This window comes from Pseudooceanicola nanhaiensis (assembly GCF_020171315.1).
Classification (GTDB): domain Bacteria; phylum Pseudomonadota; class Alphaproteobacteria; order Rhodobacterales; family Rhodobacteraceae; genus Pseudooceanicola; species Pseudooceanicola nanhaiensis_A.
Window position 1 is genome coordinate 101,541 of sequence record NZ_JAIUZP010000008.1, and the last position, 22,355, is coordinate 123,895.

At 66.5% G+C, this 22,355-nt stretch carries 21 protein-coding genes and 1 other RNA gene; 9 read left to right on the plus strand and 13 right to left on the minus strand.

The features are described from left to right. Window positions 1-181: 181 nt before the first annotated feature. Window positions 182-1,147, minus strand: coding sequence for a LysR family transcriptional regulator (locus tag LCM32_RS14615; protein ID WP_224821820.1), 966 nt, complete (start codon window positions 1,145-1,147; stop codon window positions 182-184). A 189-nt stretch (window positions 1,148-1,336) separates the two neighbouring features. Beyond that, complete coding sequence (locus LCM32_RS14620) at window positions 1,337-2,581, minus strand: M20 family metallo-hydrolase (protein WP_224821821.1); 1,245 nt, start codon at window positions 2,579-2,581, stop codon at window positions 1,337-1,339. Window positions 2,582-2,767: 186 nt separating this feature from the next. Between LCM32_RS14620 and LCM32_RS14625 the strand changes: the two genes are divergently transcribed. Together LCM32_RS14625 and LCM32_RS14630 are read left to right on the plus strand one after the other, a co-directional pair. Beyond that, a complete protein-coding gene (locus tag LCM32_RS14625) occupies window positions 2,768-3,196 on the plus strand; it encodes a cupin domain-containing protein (protein WP_224821822.1) in 429 nt (142 codons plus the stop codon). A gap of 151 nt (window positions 3,197-3,347) precedes the next feature. Beyond that, window positions 3,348-3,551, plus strand: coding sequence for a hypothetical protein (locus LCM32_RS14630; RefSeq protein ID WP_224821823.1), 204 nt, complete (start codon window positions 3,348-3,350; stop codon window positions 3,549-3,551). Between the two features lie 105 nt (window positions 3,552-3,656). Here the strand turns inward: LCM32_RS14630 and pgi are convergent, their stop codons facing one another. The 4 genes from pgi to LCM32_RS14650 all read right to left on the minus strand — a co-directional run bounded on the left by pgi (window position 3,657) and on the right by LCM32_RS14650 (window position 8,704). After that, entirely contained in the window at window positions 3,657-5,270 is a 1,614-nt protein-coding gene (gene pgi / locus LCM32_RS14635; RefSeq protein ID WP_224821824.1) for a glucose-6-phosphate isomerase, read from the minus strand. 29 nt (window positions 5,271-5,299) lie between these two features. Next, a complete protein-coding gene (gene pgl, locus LCM32_RS14640; RefSeq protein WP_224821825.1) occupies window positions 5,300-5,971 on the minus strand; it encodes a 6-phosphogluconolactonase in 672 nt (223 codons plus the stop codon). Continuing rightward, window positions 5,968-7,422, minus strand: coding sequence for a glucose-6-phosphate dehydrogenase (zwf, locus tag LCM32_RS14645; protein ID WP_224821826.1), 1,455 nt, complete (start codon window positions 7,420-7,422; stop codon window positions 5,968-5,970). Before zwf ends, pgl begins: the two co-directional genes overlap by 4 nt. A 163-nt stretch (window positions 7,423-7,585) precedes the next feature. Next, window positions 7,586-8,704 carry an anhydro-N-acetylmuramic acid kinase gene (locus LCM32_RS14650; protein WP_224821827.1) on the minus strand — a complete coding sequence of 373 codons (1,119 nt, stop codon included), beginning with the start codon at window positions 8,702-8,704 and terminating at the stop codon, window positions 7,586-7,588. A 64-nt stretch (window positions 8,705-8,768) separates the two neighbouring features. Here LCM32_RS14650 and tyrS point away from each other — a divergent pair, with 64 nt between their 5' ends. Then, the gene (gene tyrS, locus LCM32_RS14655) at window positions 8,769-10,025 is read left to right on the plus strand and encodes a tyrosine--tRNA ligase (RefSeq protein WP_224821828.1); all 1,257 of its coding nucleotides are present in this window, start codon (window positions 8,769-8,771) and stop codon (window positions 10,023-10,025) included. Between the two features lie 217 nt (window positions 10,026-10,242). After that, window positions 10,243-10,594, plus strand: a transfer-messenger RNA (tmRNA) gene (gene ssrA / locus LCM32_RS14660). A gap of 291 nt (window positions 10,595-10,885) precedes the next feature. On the opposite strand, the gene LCM32_RS14665 is transcribed toward ssrA, so the two are convergent. The 5 genes from LCM32_RS14665 to dusB all read right to left on the minus strand — a co-directional run bounded on the left by LCM32_RS14665 (window position 10,886) and on the right by dusB (window position 18,121). Beyond that, window positions 10,886-12,292 carry a sigma-54 dependent transcriptional regulator gene (locus LCM32_RS14665; RefSeq protein WP_318246197.1) on the minus strand — a complete coding sequence of 469 codons (1,407 nt, stop codon included), beginning with the start codon at window positions 12,290-12,292 and terminating at the stop codon, window positions 10,886-10,888. Then, complete coding sequence (locus LCM32_RS14670; protein ID WP_224821829.1) at window positions 12,292-14,574, minus strand: sensor histidine kinase NtrY-like; 2,283 nt, start codon at window positions 14,572-14,574, stop codon at window positions 12,292-12,294. The genes LCM32_RS14665 and LCM32_RS14670 overlap by 1 nt, the downstream gene beginning before the upstream one ends. Before the next feature lie 99 nt (window positions 14,575-14,673). Next, the gene (locus LCM32_RS14675) at window positions 14,674-16,041 is read right to left on the minus strand and encodes a response regulator (protein ID WP_224821830.1); all 1,368 of its coding nucleotides are present in this window, start codon (window positions 16,039-16,041) and stop codon (window positions 14,674-14,676) included. After that, window positions 16,041-17,126 carry a two-component system sensor histidine kinase NtrB gene (locus LCM32_RS14680; RefSeq protein ID WP_224821831.1) on the minus strand — a complete coding sequence of 362 codons (1,086 nt, stop codon included), beginning with the start codon at window positions 17,124-17,126 and terminating at the stop codon, window positions 16,041-16,043. Before LCM32_RS14680 ends, LCM32_RS14675 begins: the two co-directional genes overlap by 1 nt. Next, the gene (gene dusB / locus LCM32_RS14685; RefSeq protein WP_224821832.1) at window positions 17,123-18,121 is read right to left on the minus strand and encodes a tRNA dihydrouridine synthase DusB; all 999 of its coding nucleotides are present in this window, start codon (window positions 18,119-18,121) and stop codon (window positions 17,123-17,125) included. Before dusB ends, LCM32_RS14680 begins: the two co-directional genes overlap by 4 nt. Before the next feature lie 299 nt (window positions 18,122-18,420). Between dusB and ispD the strand changes: the two genes are divergently transcribed. The 4 genes from ispD to LCM32_RS14705 are packed head-to-tail and all read left to right on the plus strand — an operon-like array spanning window position 18,421 to window position 20,538. After that, window positions 18,421-19,065 (plus strand): 2-C-methyl-D-erythritol 4-phosphate cytidylyltransferase, encoded by a 645-nt coding sequence (ispD, locus tag LCM32_RS14690; RefSeq protein ID WP_224821833.1) that lies wholly within the window; start codon window positions 18,421-18,423, stop codon window positions 19,063-19,065. 2 nt (window positions 19,066-19,067) lie between these two features. Beyond that, window positions 19,068-19,547, plus strand: a complete 480-nt coding sequence (ispF, locus tag LCM32_RS14695) for a 2-C-methyl-D-erythritol 2,4-cyclodiphosphate synthase (protein ID WP_224821834.1) — start codon at window positions 19,068-19,070, stop codon at window positions 19,545-19,547. Next, the gene (locus tag LCM32_RS14700) at window positions 19,544-20,041 is read left to right on the plus strand and encodes a phosphatidylglycerophosphatase A (protein ID WP_224821835.1); all 498 of its coding nucleotides are present in this window, start codon (window positions 19,544-19,546) and stop codon (window positions 20,039-20,041) included. Before ispF ends, LCM32_RS14700 begins: the two co-directional genes overlap by 4 nt. Then, window positions 20,038-20,538 (plus strand): CinA family protein, encoded by a 501-nt coding sequence (locus LCM32_RS14705; RefSeq protein WP_224821836.1) that lies wholly within the window; start codon window positions 20,038-20,040, stop codon window positions 20,536-20,538. Before LCM32_RS14700 ends, LCM32_RS14705 begins: the two co-directional genes overlap by 4 nt. 100 nt (window positions 20,539-20,638) lie before the next feature. On the opposite strand, the gene LCM32_RS14710 is transcribed toward LCM32_RS14705, so the two are convergent. Both LCM32_RS14710 and LCM32_RS14715 read right to left on the minus strand, forming a co-directional pair. After that, window positions 20,639-21,130 (minus strand): hypothetical protein, encoded by a 492-nt coding sequence (locus LCM32_RS14710; RefSeq protein ID WP_224821837.1) that lies wholly within the window; start codon window positions 21,128-21,130, stop codon window positions 20,639-20,641. 164 nt (window positions 21,131-21,294) lie between these two features. After that, window positions 21,295-21,738, minus strand: coding sequence for a type II toxin-antitoxin system RatA family toxin (locus tag LCM32_RS14715; RefSeq protein ID WP_224821838.1), 444 nt, complete (start codon window positions 21,736-21,738; stop codon window positions 21,295-21,297). A 70-nt stretch (window positions 21,739-21,808) separates the two neighbouring features. On the opposite strand from LCM32_RS14715, the gene hpt reads away from it, so the two are divergent. Next, on the plus strand, window positions 21,809-22,351 hold the full coding sequence (gene hpt, locus LCM32_RS14720) for a hypoxanthine phosphoribosyltransferase (protein ID WP_224821839.1): 543 nt from the start codon (window positions 21,809-21,811) through the stop codon (window positions 22,349-22,351). The last annotated feature ends 4 nt before the right edge of the window (window positions 22,352-22,355 follow it).

The window sequence follows — 22,355 nt, forward strand, 5'->3', positions numbered from 1 at the left end:
GCGCCAGAGGGGTGAGGACGTAACGTCGTCCTGAGGATCAGACTGCGAACCGCGTTCCATTATGTCGAATTATAATGGCAAATAGATCGCATTAAGCGGGGCTATGATCCGCCATGCGGGACATGAAAACACCCCCGGCCTATGGCACGGGGGCGTCATAATTCCCTTACATTGAAGGATTTTAGGCCTGTGTCGCGCTGCGCTGTCCGTAGACGCGCGCCTCGGGCGGACGTTTGTCTGCCTGTTCGGCAAAGGCGCGGTGGAGTTCATTTTCTATGCGACTGCGCAGAGACGGCGGATGGGTGACGAAGTAGATCTCGGCCCGCGGGGTCCCCTCGAAGGGCGGCAAACGCCAGAGTCGACCCGCCAGAACATCCGCCTCGACACAATGGACCGGCAGCGGCCCGATGCCGAAGCCCGCGATCACCATGCGCTTGACCTCTTCGAGGTTGTGCGACGTGCCCACCACCACCGGGTTGAGCCCGGTGCGCAGGCGCAGCGCCGCCAGTTCCCGCATCGCCTGATCGCTGCGTTCGGTCAGGTAGCCCACGCTGTCCTGCCCCGCGAGGTCCGCCATGGTCAGGTCGCTGCGGCCATAGAAGGGGTGCGTCGGCCCGCAGTAGAGGCCGAAATGCTCCTGAAAGAGGAAGTTGTATTCGAGCTGCGGGTTCCGCTGGCCGATCAGGCAGACGGCCATCTCGGCCTTGCGGGCCGCCACCATGGCAAGCGCCTCGCGCGAGGCCTCGACCTGCAGCGTCAGGCGGACCTGCGGGTGACGGCGGTGGAAGGCCGCCAGCCCCGCGTCGAATTCATCGCAGGTGATATGGGAGGCCATGACGATCGTCGCCTCGCCGGTCAGCACCTTTTCCGCCTCGCCAAGGCAGGACGGCAGACGCGAGACCGCCGCCGTGATCTCCAGCGCCTCGGCCAGCAGGCTGCGCCCCGCGGAGGTCAGTTCGAACATCGTCGAGGAGCGTTCGATGAGCCGGTGACCCACCTGCTCTTCCAGCCGTTTCAGGCTGACCGACACCGCGGGCTGGGTCAGGTGAAGCCGCTGCGCGGCATCGGTGATGGAATTCGACTGCGCGATCGTCACGAAGGTGCGCAGCAGGTTCCAGTCGAGGTGGGAAAACCCAACGTCCCGCATCAATTGTCCTCATGTCAGGTGGCCCGGCCGGTGTCCCAGCCTAGGGCGGGACCGGACGAAAGTCCACTGATCAGGCGCCGACCGGAAGGTCAAGCGCCCGTGAGGACCGCGGGCGACAGGCACCGCGGTTGCGGGAATTTCCATCGGATCGCCCGTCGCAACGGGCAATCCGCAGGCATCTGGCCCGGCTCAGGCGGCGGCGTCGCGGACCATCGCCAGCAGCAGCTCCGCCCCCTTCGCGGCCTGTTCCGCCGTGCACCATTCCGCCTCGCTGTGGGACACGCCCCCCCGGCAGGGCACGAAAATCAGCGCCGTGGGGCAGCGATCCGACAGCGTCAGCGCGTCATGGGCCGTCAGCGTGGGCATGGTCTTGCAGGCAAACCCCATCTCGGCCGCCTTGGCCACGCCCGCCGCGATCAAGTCGGCGTCAAAGATGCAGGGCTCGCGGTAATGCTTGTGCTCCAGCGCGATGTCGAGCCCGGTTTCAGACATGATCCGGGCCACCTCGGCCTCGATCCGGGCCACGATCTCTTCGCGGCCTGCCGGGTCCTGATGGACGACGGCCCAGCTGAGCTTGGTGAGATGCGGGATGTTCACCCGGTTGTTGGGCCAGTTCTCCACCACCGAGGCGCTGACCATCCCCTCGGGCGCGACAGAGGCGCCGATCGCCTCGATGGCGAGGATCATCTGCGCGGCGGCGACAAGGGCATTGCGGCGCAGCGGCATGGCCAGCGTTTGGGTGTGGCCGTTCTGGCCGTTGATCGTGGCATAGCCCGAACACATGGCGGAGGAGCGGGTGACCATGGCCACGTCCAGCCCCTCGGCCTCCAGTTCCGGCCCCTGCTCGATGTGCAGCTCGTAGTAGGCCTCGGGCGCCTCGCCGGGCACGGCCGCATCGCCCGCCTGCCCCGTGCGCTCCAGCTCGGCCCCCAGAACGCGGCCCTGCGGGTCGGTGCGCGCCAGTGCCTCTTCCAGCGCCAGCGTGCCGGCGTGGACGGCCGATCCCATGACACCGGGCTGGAAGCGCGCGCCTTCCTCGTTGGTCCAGTTCACCACCTCGATCGGGCGCGTGGTCTCGACCCCGGCGCGGGTCAGCGCGCGGCAGACCTCCAGCCCTGCCAGAACCCCCAGCACGCCATCGAACTTGCCGCCGGGCATCTGGGTGTCGAGGTGGCTGCCGATCATCACCGGCTTGGCCGTGGGGTCCGTCCCCGGGCGGCGGGCAAAGATGTTGCCGATCCGGTCGGTGCGCAGCTCCAGCCCCGCCTCCTGCGCCCAGTGACGGAAGAGCGCGCGCCCTTCGCGGTCCGCATCGGAGAGCGCGGGCCGCATGGAGCCGCCACCCGCCGTACCGCCGATGGCCCCCATGGTCATCAGGTCGGACCAGAGCCGGTCCTGATCGATTCCCGTTCCAACCACCTGCCCTGCGTCCATGATCCCTGTCCTTTGTTTCGCGGCGCGGTTCCCTGACCTGCGCCTTCAATTTGCGCCGAGCGAACCATGTCCCGCGACGCCCGGCCAATAAAAGCTGCGGATAGACCGCATGACCGCGATCTATGACCCCTGCCCTTGCCGCCCCGTGCCAGAGCTGCAATCCTCTTGTTAACAAGGGAGTTTTCCATGACTGCAGACGAGATCATCGCCCACCTCGACCTCGCGCCGCACCCGGAGGGCGGATATTTCCGCCAGACGTGGATTGCCGAAAGCGCAGGCGATGCCCGTCCGGCAGGCACATGTATCTACTTCCTGCTGAAGGCCGGAGAGAGCAGCCACTGGCACCGGGTCGATGCGACGGAGATCTGGCACTACTACGCCGGGGCGCCCCTAATCCTGCGCATCGCCGCCACCGAGGCAGGCCCGGCGCAGGCGCTGCGCCTCGGGCCGGATCTGGCGGCGGGTGAAGTACCGCAGGGCATTGTCCCCGAGGGCCACTGGCAGGCCGCGGCCACCACCGGCGACTGGACGCTGGTGGGCTGCACCGTGTCCCCGGCCTTCCTGTTCGAGGGGTTCGAACTGGCCGCCCCCGACTTCGACATCCCGGGCGCCTGACATCCGCGTGCCTGGCCTCCGGGCCACCCCGCCGGGCGGTTTCCGACCACTGGATAAAAAATTCTGTCTCAGGTTGAAACTCTTCCGCCCCCACCCGCGTGGCTTGGGGCGATACGGGCAAGCATCCCGGCCCGTTCAGGAGAGCAAGACCATGAAGATCGCCAGAAAGGTGAAAGCGCCGCCGAAACCGCGGCCATCCGCAATCCCGATCGTCGCGAAATACCTGACGATCTTTCTGTGCCTGTGCATTGCAGGCGCTGCGTTCGCAGAACCCTCCGCGACGCCGACTACCCCTCTCCAGACGCAGGTTTCAGTCGTCGAAACTGGGATCGGAGCTCAGAGCATCCCCTCGTGAGGCCTCCGATGTCAGACGCTTCGGCGTCGCCCCGGCCGCGGATTTCGCGGCCGGGGCTTCTTTTTGTGCGCGTTTGGGTGTGGGGCCCTGTGTTTCAGCTGTGCCTCAGCCCTCGGGACCGCCGGCGCGGAAGTAGCCCGCCAGCATCGCCGTGGAGCCGTCGAGCGCCGCATCCCCGCCGGTGCCCTCCAGCACCGGTTGCAGCGACAGCGCCAGTTCCTTGCCCAGTTCAACGCCCCATTGGTCGTAGGAGTTGATGCCGAGGATCACCCCCTCGACGAACACCCGGTGTTCATAGAGCGCGACGATCTGGCCGAGGCGATAGGGCGTGAGCTGCGGATAGATCAGCGTGGTGGAGGGACGGTTGCCCGGGAAGACCCGGTGCCGCGCCTGCCGTTCCAGCTCCTCGCCCTCCAGCCCCTTGGCGGCCATCATCGCCCGCGCGGTGTCGATCGAGCGGCCGGTCATCAGCGCCTGCGACTGCGCAAGGCAGTTGGCCACCAGCAGCAGGTGCTGGTGCGCAAGGTCCTCCTCCTGACCGCGCGCGGCCACGAGGAATTCGCACGGCACAACCCGCGTGCCTTGGTGGATCAGCTGGTAGAAGGCGTGCTGCCCGTTGGTGCCCGGCTCGCCCCAGACCACGGGGCCCGCGTTCACCGTCAGGTCGCTGCCGTCCATGGCGACGGACTTGCCGTTGCTCTCCATCTCCAGCTGCTGGAGGTAGGCCGGCAGGCGCAGCAGCCGCTGGTCATAGGGCAGCACGGCCCGGGTGCCATGGCCCTGCCCCTGATTGTGCCAGATCCCCACCAGCGCCAGCAGAACCGGCAGGTTCTCCGAGAAGGTGGCGGTGAGGAAGTGCTGATCCATCGACTCGCCGCCTGCAAGGAAGGCGCGGAAATCCTCAGGCCCCACGGCCAGCATGACGGAAAGGCCGATCGGCCCCCAGACCGAGTAGCGCCCGCCGACCCAATCCTCGAAGCCGAAGACGCGCGAGGCGTCGATGCCCCATTCCGCCGTCTTATCGGTGTTGGAGGACAGCGCCGCGAATTGCGCCCCGGTGTCGGTCACCGCCTCGGCCATCCAGACACGGGCGGTTTCGGCGTTGGTCATCGTCTCGATGGTGGTGAAGGTCTTGGAGGCGACGATCACCAGCGTCGTCTCGGGGTTCAGCCCCTGCAGCGTGTCGTGGATATGCGCCCCGTCCACGTTCGAAACGAAATGCACCCGCGGCCCGTCGCAATAGGGCGCAAGCGCAAGCGCCGCCATCACCGGGCCAAGGTCCGACCCGCCAATGCCGATGTTCACCACATCGGTGATTGCGCCGCCCTGCCCGGTGAAGCTTCCTGCGCGGACCGCCTCGGCAAAGGCCTCCATCCGGGCCAGCGTCTCCAGCACGCCGGGCATCACGTCGGCGCCGTCGACCTCGACCTTGCGGCCCGAAAGGTTGCGCAGCGCAGTGTGCAGCACCGCCCGGCCCTCGGTCTCGTTGATTTTCGCGCCCGAGAACATGGCATCCCGGCGCTCGGCCACATGGGCGGCACGCGCCATGTCCAACAGGGCGCGCCGGGTCTCCACGTCGATGTTGGTCTTGGAGTAGTCGAAGATCATCCCCTCGTAGGCGGCCGAGAATTCGGTGGCCCGCGCCGGGTCCTCCTCGAACAGCGTCGTGATCCGACGATCCGCCGTGGCGGCAGCGAGGGTTTCAAGCTTTGCCCACATCTGTGAAAATCCCGTAGAATATACTTTGATCAATCTGCGTAATGGACCTGCGCCCCGTCGAGGATCGCAGCCACCGGCGCCTTGAAGGTCGGCAGCTTGCGCGCGGCCTCCATCGCGGCCTTCTTCTCGGCCCCCATGATCAGCAGATGGGTCGACATCGCCCCCTGCAACACGGGCGCGGTCATGGTGATGCGCGGCTCGCCCGCGCCCTCGGCCCGCATGGGCAGCAGCAGCGGTGCCTTGGTCGACAGCCCCTCCTCCAGCCGATCCGCCCCGGGGAAGAGCGAGGCCGTGTGCATATCCGCCCCCATCCCCAGCAGCAGAACCGTCAGCGGCAGATGCGGCTTGAGGCTGGCGGCAAGGGCCTCCAGCGCCTCTTCGGGCGTGTCCACCGGCTGATAGAGCGGCAGCAGCGTCGCGGCGGCGGCGCGGTTCACCAGCAGCCGCTCGCGCACCAGCTTGGTGTTCGAGCGCGGGCTCTCCACCGGCACCCAGCGTTCGTCGCTCAGCACCACGTCGACGCGGCTCCAGTCCAGCGCCACGTCACAAAGCGCATCGAAGACCGGCCCCGGCGAGGTGCCGCCCGGCACCGCCAGCGTGACCCGCTCCTCGTGGCGCAGCGCCGCCGTCAGCTCGCTGGCGATCGCATCCGCCAACGTCAGCGCCAGCAGATCGCGGTCGGGGTATTCGTGCAGCTTCATGCCCGGATCTCCCGCCAGCGGCGCCCGTCGCGGAACATCAGCGCAAGGCTGTCGTCCGGGCCGGAGGAGCCGGTGTCATAGGGCTGCGGCTCGTCCCGGCGCGCCTCCCAGTCCTCGATGATCGGATCGGTCCAGGCCCAGGCGGCCTCCACCTCGTCGCCGCGCATGAACAGTGTCTGGTTGCCCCGGATCACATCCATGATCAGGCGTTCGTAGGCGTCGGGAATATCCTCGGCATCGGGGCCGAGCGCATCGGCAAAGGTCATGTCGAGCGGCACATCCACAAGGCGCATGCCCCCCGGGCCCGGCTCCTTGATCGTCACGCCGAGGTCCATGCCCTCGTTCGGCTGCAGGCGGATCGTCAGGATGTTGCGGTGCCGCCCGGCCTCGGGGCCGAAGATCGAATGCGGCGTTTCCTTGAAGACAACGGCGATCTCCGAGGTGCGCGCCCGCAGGCGCTTGCCCGTGCGCAGATAGAAGGGCGTGCCGGCCCACCGCCAGTTCGAGATTTTCAGCTTCATCGCCACGAAGCTCTCGGTCCGGCTGTCGGGATGGCCGACATGGGCGCGGTAGCCCGGCAGTTCCTCGGTTTCGGAATACTGGCCGCGCACGATGTCGCCCGGCTCCACCGGATCGAGGGCGCGGATCACCTTCAGCTTCTCGTCGCGCACGGCGTCGGGGTCGAATTTCGCCGGCGGCTCCATCGCGATCAGGCAGAGCAGCTGCATCAGGTGGTTCTGCATCATGTCCCGCATCGCGCCGGAGCGGTCGTAGTAATCGCCCCGCCCACCGACGCCCACCGTCTCGGCCACGGTGATCTGGATGTGATCGACGTATTGCGCGTTCCATAGCGGCTCGAACAGCATGTTGCCGAAGCGGACCGCCATGAGGTTCTGGACCGTCTCTTTCCCGAGGTAATGGTCGATCCGGTAGAGCTGGCTTTCGTCGAAATGCTGCGCGAGGCTCTCGTTCAGCGCCCGGGCCGAGGCGAGATCGCGACCAAAGGGTTTCTCGATCACGATGCGGCTGTCGGGCGTGGCCATGCCGAAGCGGTGCAGCCGTTCCGCCAGTTCGCCGAAGAGCCTAGGTGCCACGGAGAAGTAGAAGGCGGTGATCTTGCCCACATCCAGCAGCTTGGCCAGATCGGCCCAGCCATCCTCGCCAAGCGCGTCGATCGTCACGAAATCCAATGCCTCAAGAAAGGCATCCAACTCCTTGGGATCGTACGCCTTTCCATTGCCGAACTCTTCGATCGCCTCGCGGGTGAACTGGCGATAGCCCTCCGCATCCAGATCCGCCCGCGCCGCGCCGATGACCCGGCTGCCCGGCCCCATCTGGCCGGCCACGAAGCGCCGGAACAGCGCCGGCAGGATCTTGCGCCGTGCCAGATCGCCCGTGCCGCCAAAGATCACGAGGTCGAACGTGTCGACCGGAATGACTCTCGAGACCATGAAACTCCTCCTTTATGCCCGGTCAGGGCACCCGGATTGAGCAAATACCAAGCTTCTGAGCAATTGCCAATCTTCTGCCATCCGCCTGCTGCGGCCTTCCGGGGCGAGCCTAGCAGATTGAACCGATGGTACAACGCCTTACCCGCCCCCGCGAAGCTGTTGCTCAGGCCTGCGTTTTCAAGGGCTTGCTCACCTGACCGCCGCCCACCGACATTTTCACGCCGGTGGTCGAGGGACAGGACGTCGGCAGGCCGCGCGCGACCCGCACGGCGAGATAGGCAAAGGCCTGCGCTTCCAGCATGTCCCCGTCGAGGCCGACCTCCTCCACCGCCATCACCGGGCAGTCGAGCGAGACAGACAGCATCTCCATCAGCACTGGGTTGCGCCGCCCGCCGCCGGTGACCAGCACCTTCTCAGGCGGGGTCGGGCAATGCTCCATCGCGCGCATCACGGCCGCCGCAGACATGGCCGTCAGCGTGGCGGCGGCATCGGCATCGCCCAGCTCCTTCACCAGCCCCACCATGTCGCCAAAAGCGTTGCGGTCCAGCGACTTGGGCGGGATGCGGCTGAAGTAGGGATCGTCGAGGAAAAGCTCCAGCGCGCCCTCCACCACGGTGCCCTGCGCCGCCAGCCTGCCGTCCCGGTCAAAGGGCTCGCCCCGCCGGGCCTGCATGAAATCATTGAGCGGCGCATTCGCGGGGCCGGTGTCGAAGGCCAGCAGCGCGCCCTCTGCCTCGGGCTTGGCAAAGCTGGGATCGACATAGGTGATGTTCCCGACGCCGCCCATGTTCAGGAAGGCCACCGGGGCCTTGGCGCCGATGTACTTGGCACAGGCGAAATGGAAGAAGGGCGCCAGCGGCGCGCCCTCGCCCCCAAGCTGCACGTCGGTCGAGCGGAAGTCCCAGACCACGGGCAGTTGAAGCCGCTCGGCCAGCTCCGCCCCGTCGCCCGCCTGATGGGTGCCGCGCCCGCGTGGCTCATGCATCAGGGTCTGACCGTGGAAGCCCACGATGTCCACGTCGCGAAACCGGCTCAGAAGCGCCTCGTGCGCCGCCATGACGACCTGCGTCGCCTCGGCCACGTCGTCCTCCCACCACAGCCCGAGGGCCGCGCTCAGCACCGCCCGCTGTTCCGGGGTATACTCGAGGTAATCGCTTGGCCCGAATGCGAAAATCTGCTCGCCATCGGTCTCCACCACTGCCGCGTCCACCCCGTCCAGCGAGGTGCCCGACATCGCCCCGAGCGCGCGCATGCGCAGCGTCCCGGTCTTCGGCTTCAACATGGTCTTTTCCTTTGCCTGCCTGCCGCCTATACAGTGCCGCGCAACCAAACCCGGGACAAGAGCCATGACATACCATCCCAAGTCGGACTTCCTGAACGTCATGATCGAGCGCGGCTTCCTCGCCGACTGCACCGATTATCAGGGTCTTGATGACGCCCTCATCAACGGCGTCGTCCCGGGCTATATCGGCTTCGACGCGACGGCGAAATCGCTGCACGTCGGCTCGCTGATCCAGATCATGACCCTGCGGTGGCTGCAGAAGACCGGCCACCAGCCGATCACCCTGATGGGCGGCGGCACCACGAAGGTGGGCGATCCCTCCTTCCGGGCCGATGAACGCCCCCTGCTGACCCCGGCGCAGATCGACGAGAACATCGCCGGCATCAAGCAGGTCTTTGCCGCCTACATCGACTACGACAGCGCCGCGCCGAACCGGGCCTTGATGCTGAACAACGCCGAGTGGCTGGACGATCTGAACTACCTCGAGTTCCTGCGCGACATCGGGCGGCACTTCTCGGTCAACCGGATGCTCTCGTTTGAATCGGTGAAATCGCGCCTCGACCGCGAGCAGTCGCTCTCGTTCCTCGAGTTCAACTACATGATCCTGCAGGCCTACGACTTCCTCGAACTGAACCGGCGCTATGGCTGCCTGGTGCAGTTCGGCGGCTCGGACCAGTGGGGCAACATCGTGAACGGCATCGACCTGACCCGCCGGGTCATCGACCGGCAGATCTTCGGGCTGACCACGCCGCTGCTGACCACCTCGGACGGCAAGAAGATGGGCAAGAGCGCCGATGGCGCGATCTGGCTCAACGGCGACATGCTGGCGCCCTATGCGTTCTGGCAGTTCTGGCGCAACACCACCGATGCCGACGTGGGCCGCTTCCTGAAGCTCTACACCGAGATGCCGGTGGCGGAATGCGAACGGCTCGGCGCGCTTGGCGGGTCCGAGATCAACGAGGCCAAGAAGATCCTCGCCAACGAGGTGACCGCCCTGCTGCACGGGCCCGAGGCTGCGGCTGCCGCCGAGGCCACCGCGCGCGAGGTCTTCGAGAAGGGCGGCATGGGCGACGACCTGCCGACGCTGGAGCTGACCCCGGCGGAACTGGCCGAGGGGATTTCCATCGTGCAGCTGATCGTGCGCACCGGGCTTGCCAAGTCCGGCAAGGAGGCCAAGCGCCTGATCACCGACAACGGCGCCCGTCTCGACGACGCGCCGCTCACGGACGCAGGGCTGATGCTCGACGCGGGCGCCCTCGCCTCGCCGATCAAGCTCTCTGCCGGCAAGAAGCGCCACGCGCTCGTCAAGCTGGCCGAGTAACAGACAAAGGGGCCCTCGCGGCCCCTTTTTTCCGGCGTCCGTCTTCCGGATCAACCCGCGCCCCCTCTCGCCCGGCGTGGCCAGCCCTCAACGGGCACCCAAATTTCTTCGAAGAAATTTGCCAAGAATTTTCGAAAATTCTTGATAGCGCGCCGGTGCGGCCGCGCGTGACGTCAGGGGTTTGTCCCCGGCAAAGGGCACGCCGTCCGACAACTTCCCCCTTTAAATCCCCCGCGTCCCGGCCTATATCTGCCCTGTCGCTTCGGCGACTATGGACATAAACGCGCTCGTAATAAGCGGCTCGGACCCGGGGGCGGTACCCGGCGGCTCCACCAAACATCCCTTGTTGGGGGATCATGGGGCCGAAATAGGATCGACGGACGTCTAAAGGGGTTTTGCTTTGTCTCGGCTGTCTGCCACCGTTACCGGCGAAAAAAGTACAATTGCCAACAACAATCGTGCTCCGGTTGCTCTGGCTGCGTAAGCAGTCCGAAAAACCGATCTTTAAGCCCTTGGGCCTAGCAGCTTAAGGCGGGGTTCGCAGGTACCTGGCAACAGAAACCTGCACTTTCCTCCCTTTGCCATCATGACTTTGCCGCGCAGGCACGCGCAAAACCGTCGCGACCGTATGGTCAGCGACGTTATTTCGCTTGGCACCCCGTCAGCGCACGCCGTTTGCGCCCACATTAGCCGGCCCGAGGCGGAAAACCAACCGGCAGCGTATGGTCACCACTGCCCTTGCAGCACCACACACCGTTTGGGGCCATCACAGCCCCGCCACCCTGCCCGTTTTCTTCGAAGAAAACGGACCGGAATTTTCGAAAATTCCGGCCAGTCCTTCGACCGAGCCTACCGCCCGCTTACTCCGCGTCTTCCTCTTCCAGATGCGCCACCCGGCCGCCGGCCTTGTTGGTGGTCACCACGTTCAACGACTTCAACTTGCGGTGCAGCGCCGAGCGTTCCATGCCCACGAACTGCGCCGTGCGGCTGATGTTGCCGCCAAACCGGTTGATCTGCGTCAGCAGGTACTCCCGCTCGAAGGCCTCGCGCGCCTCGCGCAGAGGCAGCGTCGCCAGCGACCCGGCCAGCACCACGCGGCCCTCGCCGCCCGCCTTCTCTTCCTCGCCCGGCACCTCGCGGGCCTCGATCTCGTCCGCGCCGTCGCCCAGGATCAGGATCCGCTCCACCACGTTGCGCAGCTGGCGCACGTTGCCCGGCCAGGTCATCGTCTGCATCAGCGCCGCCGCCTCGTCGGACAGCGCGCGCTGCGGCAGGCCCTGCGACCGGTGCAGATGGCCGATGAAATGCTCTGCCAGCAGCGGGATGTCCTCGCGCCGTTCCTCCAGCGCGGGCACCGCGATCGGCACCACGTTCAGCCGATGATAGAGCTCCTGCCGGAACCGCCCGGCCTCGATCTCCTGCTCCAGCACCCGGTTGGTGGAGGAGATGACCCGCAGGTCCACCCGCACCTTGTCAGAGCCGCCCACGCGCAGGAACTGCTGGTCCACCAGCACCCGCAGCATCTTGGATTGGGTTCCCAGCGGCATGTCGGCCACCTCGTCGAGGTAGATCACCCCGCCGTGCGCCTCTTCCAGCAGGCCCGGTTCGATCCCGCGCTCGGAGGTTTCGCGGCCGAAGAGCACCTCTTCCATCCGCTCCGGCTCGATCGTGGCGCAGGGCACGGTGACGAAGGGCCCCTCCGCCCGGCCCGACCGGCTGTGAATATAGCGCGCCGCCACTTCCTTGCCCGCGCCTGCGGGCCCGGTCAGCATGATGCGGCCGTTCGACTTGGTCACCTTGTCGAGCTGGCCGATCAGCGTGCGGAAGGCCGCCGACTTGCCCACCATCTCGGAGGATTGGTTGTCCTTGCGGCGCAGCTGGTTGTTCTCGCGGCGCAGGCGCGAGGTCTCCATCGCGCGGCGGATCACCACCATCAGCTGGTCGATGTTGAACGGCTTCTCGATGAAGTCGTAGGCGCCCTGCTTGATGGCAGCCACGGCGATCTCGATGTTGCCATGGCCGGAAATGATGACCACCGGCACATCCGGGTTGTCGCGCTTCACGTGCTTCAGGATGTCGATCCCGTCCATCCGGCTGTCCTTCAGCCAGATGTCGAGGATCATCAGCCCCGGCGGCTCTGCGTTCAGCTCGGCCATGCACTCGTCCGAGTTCCCCGCGAGCCGGGTGGTGAAGCCTTCGTCTTCCAGAATGTCCGAGATCAATTCCCGGATGTCCCGCTCGTCGTCCACGATCAGAATATCGGTCATCAGCTGTCTTCCTCAATCAAAGCGTGGGCGCTCCGTTTGGCCGGCCCGGCCTGCAATGGCAGGCGGATCACGGCCATGGCGCCGTTATGGCTGCACCCGTCAAAAAGGGGCGCATCTTCGAGGGCAAGGCTGCCGCCGTGCTCCTCGATGATCTTCTTCACGATGGGCAGGCCGAGGCCGGTGCCCTTGTCGCGTGTCGTCACGTAGGGCTCGAAGAGCCGCGAGCGGTCCTCCGGCAGCCCGATGCCGTTGTCGGCGATGGAAATCAGCGCGACCGGCTGGCCAAGCTCATCCTCGGCCACCTCGGCGGCCACGCGGATCTCGGGCGCATAGCCCTCGGGCGCGCCTTTCTCCTGCAGCGTTTCGGTGGCCTCGCCTGCGTTTTTCATCAGGTTGGTCAGGGCCTGACCGATCATCGTCGCGTCCACCTCGGCGGCCATCGGCGCCTCCGGCAGGTCGGCGCGGATGGTCACGCCGGGCTGGCCCGACTGTTGCAGAAGGACCGTGCCGCGCAGGATCTCGCCCAGCTCGACCTGCTTGCGGTCGGGCTCGGGCATCCGCGCGAACTTGGAAAACTCGTCGACGATGCGGCGCAGGTCGTTGGTCTGACGCACGATCACCTCTGTCAGGCTTTCGAGGTCACTGCCCAGCTGGTCGTCCAGATGGCGGCGGAACTTGCGCTTGATCCGCTCGGCCGACAGCTGGATCGGGGTCAGCGGGTTCTTGATCTCATGGGCGATCCGCCGGGCCACGTCACCCCAGGCGGCGCTGCGCTGTGCGGCCACCAGATCGGTCACGTCGTCGAAGGCCACCACGTAGCCTTCGCGCCGATCGTCGGCATTGCGCCGGGTGGACATCCGTACCAGCAGGTTCTCGGCCCGGCCCTGACGGGTCACCTTGATCTCTTCCTGCGCGATCTGCTGCGGCCCCTCGCGGAGCTTGTCGAAGAGCGCGCCGAACTCCGGCACGGCCACGGAGAGCGGCAGGTCCTCCTTGGCCTCGGTCCAGTCCAGCAGACGCTCGCCCGAGCGGTTGACGAACATCACCCGCCCCTCGGCGTCGAGCCCGACCACCCCGGAGGTGACGGAGGAGAGCACGGAATCGAAGAGCCGCCGCCGCCCCTCGATCTGGCGCGTGTTCTGGAGCAGGGTTTCCCGCTGCCCCTTTAGCTGCTTGGTCATCTGGTTGAAGTAACGGCTGAGCATGGCGATCTCGTCGTCGCCCTCTTCCTCGATCACCTGCACGTCGAGGTCCCCGGAGCCGACCTGCTGCGCCGCCGCCGTCAGCCGCCCCACCGGGCGCGACAGCCGTTCGGCGAACCACAGGCCCAGCCAGATCGCGGCAAGGATGAGGATCGCGGCAAATCCGAGGTAGAGCAGCCCGAACTCGAAGAGCACCCGGCCGCGCTCGCTCTCCAGCTGCTGGTAGAGCCGCACGGTTTCCTGCGTGTCATCCAGCAGAGACAGGATCTGCCCGTCCACCTGCCGCGAGACATAGACCAGCCGGTCGGCGTAATCCGCCAGCGGCAGCAGGGCGCGGAACTCGTTGTTGTCCCAGTCCTCGATCACGACGATGCCCTTGGCGCGCGCCTCGGCGATCTGCGCCGCCGTGGGTTTCTCGAAGTCGAAGAGATAGGAGCGTTCGCCTCGGGCCCGGATCTCGCCGGTGCCGTCGATGATATAGGCCTCGCGCAGCCCGCGCTGGATCTGGTTCTGCCCCTGCGTGAGATATTCGCGCAGTACCGCGTCGGAGACATAGACAGAGGTGGAGCGCGCGGCATCTAGCAGCCGGGCAAGGGCGCGACCGTCCTGCATCAGGTCCTGCCGGTGTTCGTCCTCATAGGCCTGCGCCGCATCGAGCGAGGTGGACACCACGCTGCGCACCCGTTCCGAGAACCAGCCCTCAAGGCCGACGTTCACCGTGAGCACGGCAAAGACCGCGACGGAGACCGTGGGCAGCAGCGCCATCAGCGCAAAGACGCCGGTCAGCCGCAGGTGCAGCCGAGAGCCCGCCGAGCGCGCGCGCCGGGCCGACACCATCTGCGCCACCCGTTGCAGCACAAGGGCCGCCACGACGAGGACGTAGACGAAATCCGCCAGCAGCACGAGCCGCAGGCCCAGTGACGAGGCCCCCTGATCGAAGGGCCCCAGCACGAGGAATGTCAGAAGCGTCAGCGTGGGGCCGAGTACGACCAGCCCCAGCGTTGCCGCGTTCTGTATGCGCCGCTGTCTGCGGAGCCGGCTGAGCCGGTTCCACGTAGAGCGCTGTGCTCGGGTTGCCACAGGCTTCCCCCGCCTTGATGTGTCGCTTTACGCGACGACCGCCATATCCTGTGGCTCATTGCGGGGATGATCCCCGACGGCCACGGTTCTGTTGCGGTTTTACATCAACTTCCGGCGGCGTGTCACGCGAATATCCAGATCGGTGATCTTCTTGCGCAAAGTATTGCGGTTGATTCCCAGAAGATCGGCACATTTCGCCTGATTTCCGCCCGTCGCATCGAGAGCGATCTCGATCAGGGGCATCTCCACCTCTTTCAGGATACGGCCATAGAGACCCGGCGGCGGCAGCATGTTGCCGTGCAGGTCGAAGTAGCGCCGCAGGTGACGGGCCACCGAGGCCGAGAGCTTCTCGGCATCGCCGCCGCCCATGGCGGGCTCCATCTCGGGCTGGTTGCCCAGCACCATCTCCACCTCGGCGCGGGCGATCTCGTCGGTGCGCGCGGTCAGCACGAGGCGGCGGATCGCATTCTCCAGCTGCCGCACGTTGCCGGGCCAGGAGTAGGTTCGCATCATCTCGAGCGCATCCTCGGCCAGCCAGCGTTTCGGCGCGCCCTCGCGCTCGGCCCGCTGCAGGAAATGGTCCACCAGCAGGGGGATGTCGTCGACGCGCTCGCGCAGGGCCGGCACCTGGATCGTCGCGCCGGAGAGGCGGTAATAGAGGTCCTGACGCACCTCGCCCCGCTCCATCGCCTGGTTCGGGTCGGTCTGGCAGGTCGCCATGAAGCGCGGCAGGTTGTCGGTGGGGCCGTCCATCATGCGCACGATGCGGGCCTGCACCTCGATGTCGATATCGCTGATCTCGTCGAAGAGCACGGTGCCACCCTTGGCGCGCGCCAGCACCCTTGCCGGGCCTTCAAGGTCCTGCAGATCGGCCGCGGTGGCCACCACGAAGGGCAGGTTCCGCCGATCCGAGAAGTCATGGATCGCCTTGGCGATCAGCGACTTGCCGGTGCCGCTTTCTCCCGCGATCAGCACGGCGAGGTCGGTGTTCATCACCCGCGCCACGAGGCGGTAGAGTGCCTGCATCGCCGCGGTGCGGCCGATCAGCGGTAGCTCGTCGGGGCGTTCGACCTCTTCCACCTTGGTGCTGGAGGGCGCGCGGCGGCGCGCTTCCAGCGCCCGCGCGGTCCGCTTCATCAGGTCCGGCAGGTCGAAGGGCTTGGGCAGGTAGTCATAAGCTTCGGCCTCGGCGGCCTGGATCGCGGTCATGATCGTGTTCTGGGCCGAGATCACGATCACCGGCAGCCCGGGGCGGTCCTGCGAGATCTTGGGCAGCATTTCCAGCCCGTTCCCGTCGGGCATCATGACGTCGGAAATCACCACGTCGCCCTTCCCTTCGCCGATCCAGCGCATCAGCGTGGTCAGCGACGAGGTGGCGTGCACCTTGCACCCTGCCCGGGTCAGGGCCTGGGTCAGCACGGTGCGGATGGTGCGGTCGTCATCGGCGACAAGTACAGTGCCGTCCATCAGGTCTTCTCCTTGTTCTTCTTACGGGGCACCATGGGCAGAGAGATACGGAACACCGTCTTGCCCGGCACCGAGTTGACGGAAATCCACCCGTCATGGTCCGAAATGATCTTACTCACCAACGCCAGCCCCAGCCCGGTGCCGTTTTCACGGCCCGAGACGAAGGGATCAAAAATATCGTCTGCAATATCCTGCGGCAGGCCCGGGCCATCGTCGATGACCTCGATCTGAAGCGGCAGGGATTTGCCGCCGCCGTCTGCCCGGCGGAGACGGAAGGAATGCTCGAAGAAGCTGCGCAGGCGGATCGTGCCGCCCTGCGGGCCCGCGGCCTGCGCGGCGTTCTTCAGAAGGTTCAGGATGACCTGCAGCAGCTGGTCCGGATCACCGAGCGCCAGCGGCAGCGAGGGGTCGTATTCCTCGATGATCTTCATGTTGGCGCCAAAGCCCAGCAGGGCCGAGCGCCGCGCGCGGTCCAACACATCGTGCAGGTTGACCGGGCGCATGTCGGGCATCGTCAGGTTGCCGAACTGCTCGACCTGCTCCAGCAGCTTCACGATGCGGCGGCTTTCGCCCACGATCAGGTCGGTCAGCTCGCGGTCTTCGGCCGAAAGCCCCATGGAGAGCAGCTGTGCCGCGCCGGTAATCCCGGCCAGCGGGTTCTTGATCTCATGCGCCAGCATCTCGGCCATGCCGATCGCGGATTTGGCGGCGGATTTCACCGTGTGGTCCTGCGTCAGATGCCCGGCCAGTTCGCGCGGCGAGATCAGGAACAGCATGTAGCCCGGCATATCCGCATAGGGCGCGATCTGGAGGTTGCAGTGCAGCGGCGAGCGGTCGCCGGTGCCCACGTCGATGTCGTTCACGAAGAGCGGCGAGGCATTCTGCTTGGCCTTCAGGAACGCCTTTTCCAGCGCCCCGTTGATCATCACCCGTTCCCAGACCAAGTGGCCCTTGATCGACTTGGAGGAGGCATTGAGGAAGCCCTCTGCCGCCGGGTTGATCGCCTCGATCCGGTCCTCCGGATCAAGCAGGAGCGCCGGAACCGGCAGGGACGCCCAGAGGGCGGAATCGTCGTCAGTGATCATGCAGCCTTGCGCCTTTCCATTGCCAGCGGCCCCGCCTCCAGCGCGGGCCGCAGCAGGCGGATCACCTCGGCGCTATCGAAGCTGCGCAAGATACGTCCGCGCAGCTCCGAAGCGGTGTCCGCCTCATCCATGTACCACCCCAGATGCTTGCGCGCGACGCGCAGCCCGAGGGCCTTGCCGTAAAAGCTCAGGATCGCCTCGTAATGCCCTGAAACCATGTCGTGATACGCTTCCCCCTGCGGTATCGTCGGCGCCGGTGCGCCGTAAATCTCATGCCCGATCTGGGCCGGCAGCCAGGGCTTGCCCTGTGCCCCGCGCCCCACCATCACGCCGTCCGCGCCAGACAGGCGCAGCGCCTCGCGGGCGGTGTCGGCGCAGGTGATATCCCCGTTCACGATCACCGGAACGGAGACCGCCTCCTTCACCCGGCGCACCGCCGCCCATTCGGCCCGGCCCTTGTAGAACTGGCACCGGGTCCGGCCGTGGATGGTGAACATCGCCACCCCGGCCGCCTCGGCCCGGATCGCAAGCTCGGGCGCGTTCAGGTCGCTGTCGTCCCAGCCCAGCCGGGTCTTCAGCGTCACCGGCACCTCGACCGCCTCGGCGACCGCCTCGACCAGCCGCAGCGCGAGGTCCAGATCGCGCAGCAGCGCCGAGCCGGAGAGGCCCCCCACCACCTTCTTGGCGGGGCAGCCCATGTTGATGTCGATGATCCGGGCACCCTCGCCCGCGATCTGGCGTGCGGCCTCGGCCATCCAGTCGGGATCGCGCCCGGCCAGCTGCACCGACGTCCGGTCCCGGCCCACGCCGAGCTCCGCCTTTTCCCGTGTGCCGGGCCGTGCGCAGAGCATCTCGGTGCTTGCCACCATCTCGCTCACCACGAGCCCCGCGCCGAATCCGAGCACGAGGTCCCGCGTGGGAAGATCCGTGATCCCGGCCATCGGGGCCAGCATCACCGGCGGGGTCAGCTGTATGTCGGAGATGTCCAGCGGCATCTGCTTAATCCTTGTGCACGTGATCGGTCCTAACGCATCGACGGGAGCCAAACAACAAATCGGGCCGCTTTCCGCACCATTCAACAGGCGCTCCGCCTATTTTTTGTGCGCTGCGTTGCGGCATTTCTTGGCGATAAGCGGACAGACCTGCTGCCCATGCCCACATCCTGCGGGACGGAGGGCGCCATTGCCCCCGGCCGCGCAAGCGCCTAAGAGGGGCCGATCGCCCTGCTCTGCGCGCGCCCGTCGCGCCGTTGCGGACCGGGGTTTGCCACAGGAAGAGGGCCCGGGAAAGACCCGTGAGCACAGCCGCGATCATCGTTGCCGCAGGCCGCGGCCTGCGCGCCGGGGGCGGACAGCCCAAGCAGTGGCGCCCGCTGGCCGGACGCCGCGTGGCGGACTGGACGCTGGCCGCCTTCGAAGCGGCGGGAATCGCCCCCGTGGTGCTTGTCCTGCATCCGGACGACCTTGAGGTGCCCCTGCCCGGCGACCCGATCCGCGTGACCGGCGGCGCGACGCGCGATGCCTCCGTGCGGGCCGGTCTGGAGGCGCTGGAAGGCACCGGCACCACCCGCGTGCTGATCCATGACATCGCCCGGCCCTGCATCTCTCCCGCGCTCATCGCCTCTGTCGCTGCCGCGCTGGAGGACCACGAGGCCGCCGCCCCCGGCGTGCCGGTGACAGATGCGCTCTGGATCGGGCAGGACGGCGCCGTGGCGGGCACGCAGCCGCGCGACGGGCTCTTCCGGGCGCAGACCCCGCAGGGCTTCCACCTCGCCCCGCTGCTGGCCGCGCACCGGGCCCACCCGGGCGGTGCGGCCGATGACGTCGAGGTGGCCCGCTGGGCCGGGATGCGCGTGGCGATCCTGCCCGGCGACGAGGACAACCTGAAAATCACCCACCCCGGCGATTTCGCCCGGGCAGAACGCATACTGGAGGGCTGAGGATGGATATCCGGCTGGGCAATGGCTACGACGTGCACCGCTTTTGCGAGGGCGATCACGTGATGCTCTGCGGCGTGGCCGTGCCGCATGACAAGGGGCTCGACGGGCATTCGGATGCGGATGTGGGGATGCATGCCATCACCGATGCGATCTATGGCGCCCTGGCCGAGGGCGACATCGGCCGCCACTTCCCGCCCTCCGATCCACAGTGGAAGGGCGCCGCAAGCCGCGTCTTTCTGGCGCATGCGGTGCAACTGGCCACGCAGATGGGCTACGCTATTTCCAACATCGACTGCACGCTCGTCTGCGAGCGTCCCAAGGTCGGCCCCCACGCCAATGCCATGGCGCAGGCGCTGTCCGAGATCATGGAGCTGGATGTGACACGGATTTCCGTCAAGGCCACCACGAGCGAGAGGCTGGGCTTCACCGGTCGCGAGGAAGGCATCGCCGCCATCGCCACCGCCGCCCTGGTGCGGCCATGAGCGGCACGCGCCTGATCGCCACCGTTCTGGGTGTGGGCAACCTGCGCCCGGCGCCCGGCACATGGGGCAGCCTCGCCGCCCTGCCGCTGGCTTGGGCCCTGCATCAGCTGGGTGGCTTCTGGCTGCTGGCGGCCGCGACCCTGCTGTCGCTCTTCGGCGGCTGGTGGGCCATCGCCCGGGAAACCGCCGACACTCCCGGTGCCGATCCCTCCGAGATCGTGATCGACGAACTCGTCGGCCAGTGGATCGCCCTCTGGCCGGTGTCCTATGGGGCGATGATGATGGGCGCGGATATCACCCGGCTCTGGCCCGGCTGGATCGTGGCCTTCGTCGGCTTCCGGCTCTTCGACATCTGGAAACCCGGCCCCGTCGGCTGGGCCGACCGGCGCCATGATCCCCTGGGCGTGATGCTGGACGATGTGATTGCGGGCGTGATGGCCGGGATCGTGGTGATCGTGCTGGCCGCGCTCGCCCATGGAGTGCTGATGCGATGAGCGGGAGCGAAGCCCTAGCCACCAAGGTGCTGGAGGCTGCGCGAGCGGCCGGCCTGACCCTTGCCACGGCGGAAAGCTGCACCGGCGGGATGGTCGGCGCGGCGCTGACCGATATCGCCGGCTCCTCCGACGTGATGATGGGCGGGGTGATCTCTTACTCCAACGAGGCCAAGCAGGCGCTGCTCGGCGTGAACGCCGAGACGCTGGCGGCGCAGGGCGCCGTGTCGGAGCCCGTGGCCCGCGAGATGGCAGAGGGCGCGCTCAGGGCACTTGATGCCTCGCTGGCGGTCTCGATTACCGGGATCGCAGGCCCCGGCGGGTCCGAGCACAAGCCCGAGGGGCGCGTCTGCTTCGGCATCGCCACCACGGGCCACCTGCAGACCCGGACCGAGACCCGCGACTTCGGCGCCCTTGGCCGCGCCAACGTGCGTAAGGCGGCGCGCGATCACGCCCTTGCCCTGCTCCTCGACATGGCGCTGGAGCTGTCGGCGGAGTGATCCGCCCGCAGGCCCCCACCGAACAGCAAAAGGCCCGCCGGAGGGATCGGCGGGCCTTTTGCTATTGAACTATGCGGTCCGGGAGCCGGATCAGCCCGGATCAGAAGGACATGTCCATGCCCTGACCAGCTTGGGAGGAGCTGGCACCGCTTGCCGCTGCGGCCGCGTAGGAACTGCTGCCGGTCTTGGCGTCGGTCTTCAGGTTCAGCGTATAGCTGCCCGGATCCTTGGCCATCGATTCCGCCATCATGTCTTCCAGCATGCGCTTCTGGGTCGCGATCGCCTGATCACGGGCCCGGTCCACGTCATAGGCAGCCTCTTCGGGCTCCTCTGCGACATAGCGCGTGCCGGCGGTCTCTTCCGGCTCAGCGGCCGCCTGCGTGGTGCTTGCGGTCTCCTCGGCCGTTTCGACCAGTTCGACGACAGCAGAGCCTGCGCCTGCAGCGGTTTCGGTTGCGGTATCGACAGTGCCGTTACCGATGGTTTTATTGTCTTCGCTCGTCTCGGACCCCTGGCCAGAACTGGCCGAGGTGTCGCCCGAGCCGAACGACGGAACCAGAACGGCCCCGATGCTCGAAATCGGATTAATCATATCTACCCATTGTCTATTTTTGCTTCACTGTCTGCCACATCGCCTTGAAAAGAGGTCGAAATGTGGCGCAGCAAAGGTCTTAACGGGTCATTGAGGATGAATTGGGAACAACGCGCGGATTGGCATCGGGATTAACCGTTTAACCAAAAACAATTCGCGCGCATTCAACCATAGAGTGTATCGGCGCGCGTTTCGAAAGCGCGAACAATGCGCTGCATGGCCTCATTGAAAACCAGCCCGATGATTCCCTGCAGCACGGCATTCTTGAATTCGAAGTCGGTAAAGAAGTTGACCTCGCAACCGCCCTCGATATCGCGGAAGTCCCAGCGGGACTTCATGTAGCGGAACGGCCCGTCGAGATATTCGGTATCGATGCGCGAATGGTTCGGGTGCAGCACCACGCGGGAGCCGAACTTCTCCCGGAAGACCTTGAAGGAAATGACGAGGTCCGCCTCCATCACTTCCAGCTCCCCCTCGGGCCTGCGCGACCGGATACGGGCGGCCGCGCACCACGGCAGGAATTTCGGATAGGATCCCACGTCGGCCACCAGATCGTACATCTGTTGCGCGCTGTAAGGCAGGGTCCGTGTTTCCGAATGGGTCGGCATGACGCCTCGTTCCGTGTTTCTCTTGCGGCCCCCATGTCCTAAACTGTGCCCGGAAGTTCAAGAGGCAACCATGACACAACGTCCCTATGTCATCGACCGGATGATTTCGGCGAAGGCAATCGCGGCCCGGATCGAGGCGCTTTGCGGAGAAATCAGGCGGGAGTTCCCCTCCGACCAGCGGCTGGTCGTTGTGGGGCTGCTGCGTGGCTCCTTCATCTTCATCGCCGATCTGGTGCGCGAACTCGACCGCGACCTCGAGGTCGATTTCATCGAGGCCTCCTCCTACGGCAACAGCACCGAAAGCTCGCGCGAGGTGCGCATCCTCAAGGATCTGCGCGGCGAGATCGAGGGCCGCAACGTGCTGGTGGTCGAAGACATCGTCGACACCGGCTATACGCTCTCCCACGTGATCCACATCCTGAAGGCGCGCAATCCCGCCAAGCTGCGCACCATCGCCCTGCTGGACAAGCCCGCCAGGCGCGAGGTGGATTTCAAGGCCGACTGGATCGGCTTCGATATCCCGGACGAATTCGTCGTGGGCTATGGCATCGACTATGCGCAATCGAACCGGAACCTGCCCTATATCGGCAAGGTCCGTTTCACCGACGACTGATCCC

Bases quoted from the DNA above. Each gene is read 5' to 3' on its own strand.
- LCM32_RS14715 (WP_224821838.1), bottom strand. From the start codon at position 21,738: ATGCCGACCCATTCGGAAACACGGACCCTGCCTTACAGCGCGCAACAG.
- LCM32_RS14700 (WP_224821835.1), top strand. From the start codon at position 19,544: ATGAGCGGCACGCGCCTGATCGCCACCGTTCTGGGTGTGGGCAACCTG.
- zwf (WP_224821826.1), bottom strand. From the start codon at position 7,422: ATGGTCTCGAGAGTCATTCCGGTCGACACGTTCGACCTCGTGATCTTT.
- ispF (WP_224821834.1), top strand. From the start codon at position 19,068: ATGGATATCCGGCTGGGCAATGGCTACGACGTGCACCGCTTTTGCGAG.
- pgi (WP_224821824.1), bottom strand. From the start codon at position 5,270: ATGTGGGCAAAGCTTGAAACCCTCGCTGCCGCCACGGCGGATCGTCGG.
- LCM32_RS14650 (WP_224821827.1), bottom strand. From the start codon at position 8,704: ATGTTGAAGCCGAAGACCGGGACGCTGCGCATGCGCGCGCTCGGGGCG.
- dusB (WP_224821832.1), bottom strand. From the start codon at position 18,121: ATGCCGCTGGACATCTCCGACATACAGCTGACCCCGCCGGTGATGCTG.
- LCM32_RS14625 (WP_224821822.1), top strand. From the start codon at position 2,768: ATGACTGCAGACGAGATCATCGCCCACCTCGACCTCGCGCCGCACCCG.
- LCM32_RS14675 (WP_224821830.1), bottom strand. From the start codon at position 16,041: ATGGACGGCACTGTACTTGTCGCCGATGACGACCGCACCATCCGCACC.
- LCM32_RS14630 (WP_224821823.1), top strand. From the start codon at position 3,348: ATGAAGATCGCCAGAAAGGTGAAAGCGCCGCCGAAACCGCGGCCATCC.
- LCM32_RS14710 (WP_224821837.1), bottom strand. From the start codon at position 21,130: ATGATTAATCCGATTTCGAGCATCGGGGCCGTTCTGGTTCCGTCGTTC.
- pgl (WP_224821825.1), bottom strand. From the start codon at position 5,971: ATGAAGCTGCACGAATACCCCGACCGCGATCTGCTGGCGCTGACGTTG.
- tyrS (WP_224821828.1), top strand. From the start codon at position 8,769: ATGACATACCATCCCAAGTCGGACTTCCTGAACGTCATGATCGAGCGC.
- LCM32_RS14680 (WP_224821831.1), bottom strand. From the start codon at position 17,126: ATGATCACTGACGACGATTCCGCCCTCTGGGCGTCCCTGCCGGTTCCG.
- LCM32_RS14620 (WP_224821821.1), bottom strand. From the start codon at position 2,581: ATGGACGCAGGGCAGGTGGTTGGAACGGGAATCGATCAGGACCGGCTC.
- LCM32_RS14705 (WP_224821836.1), top strand. From the start codon at position 20,038: ATGAGCGGGAGCGAAGCCCTAGCCACCAAGGTGCTGGAGGCTGCGCGA.
- LCM32_RS14665 (WP_318246197.1), bottom strand. From the start codon at position 12,292: ATGACCGATATTCTGATCGTGGACGACGAGCGGGACATCCGGGAATTG.
- LCM32_RS14615 (WP_224821820.1), bottom strand. From the start codon at position 1,147: ATGCGGGACGTTGGGTTTTCCCACCTCGACTGGAACCTGCTGCGCACC.
- hpt (WP_224821839.1), top strand. From the start codon at position 21,809: ATGACACAACGTCCCTATGTCATCGACCGGATGATTTCGGCGAAGGCA.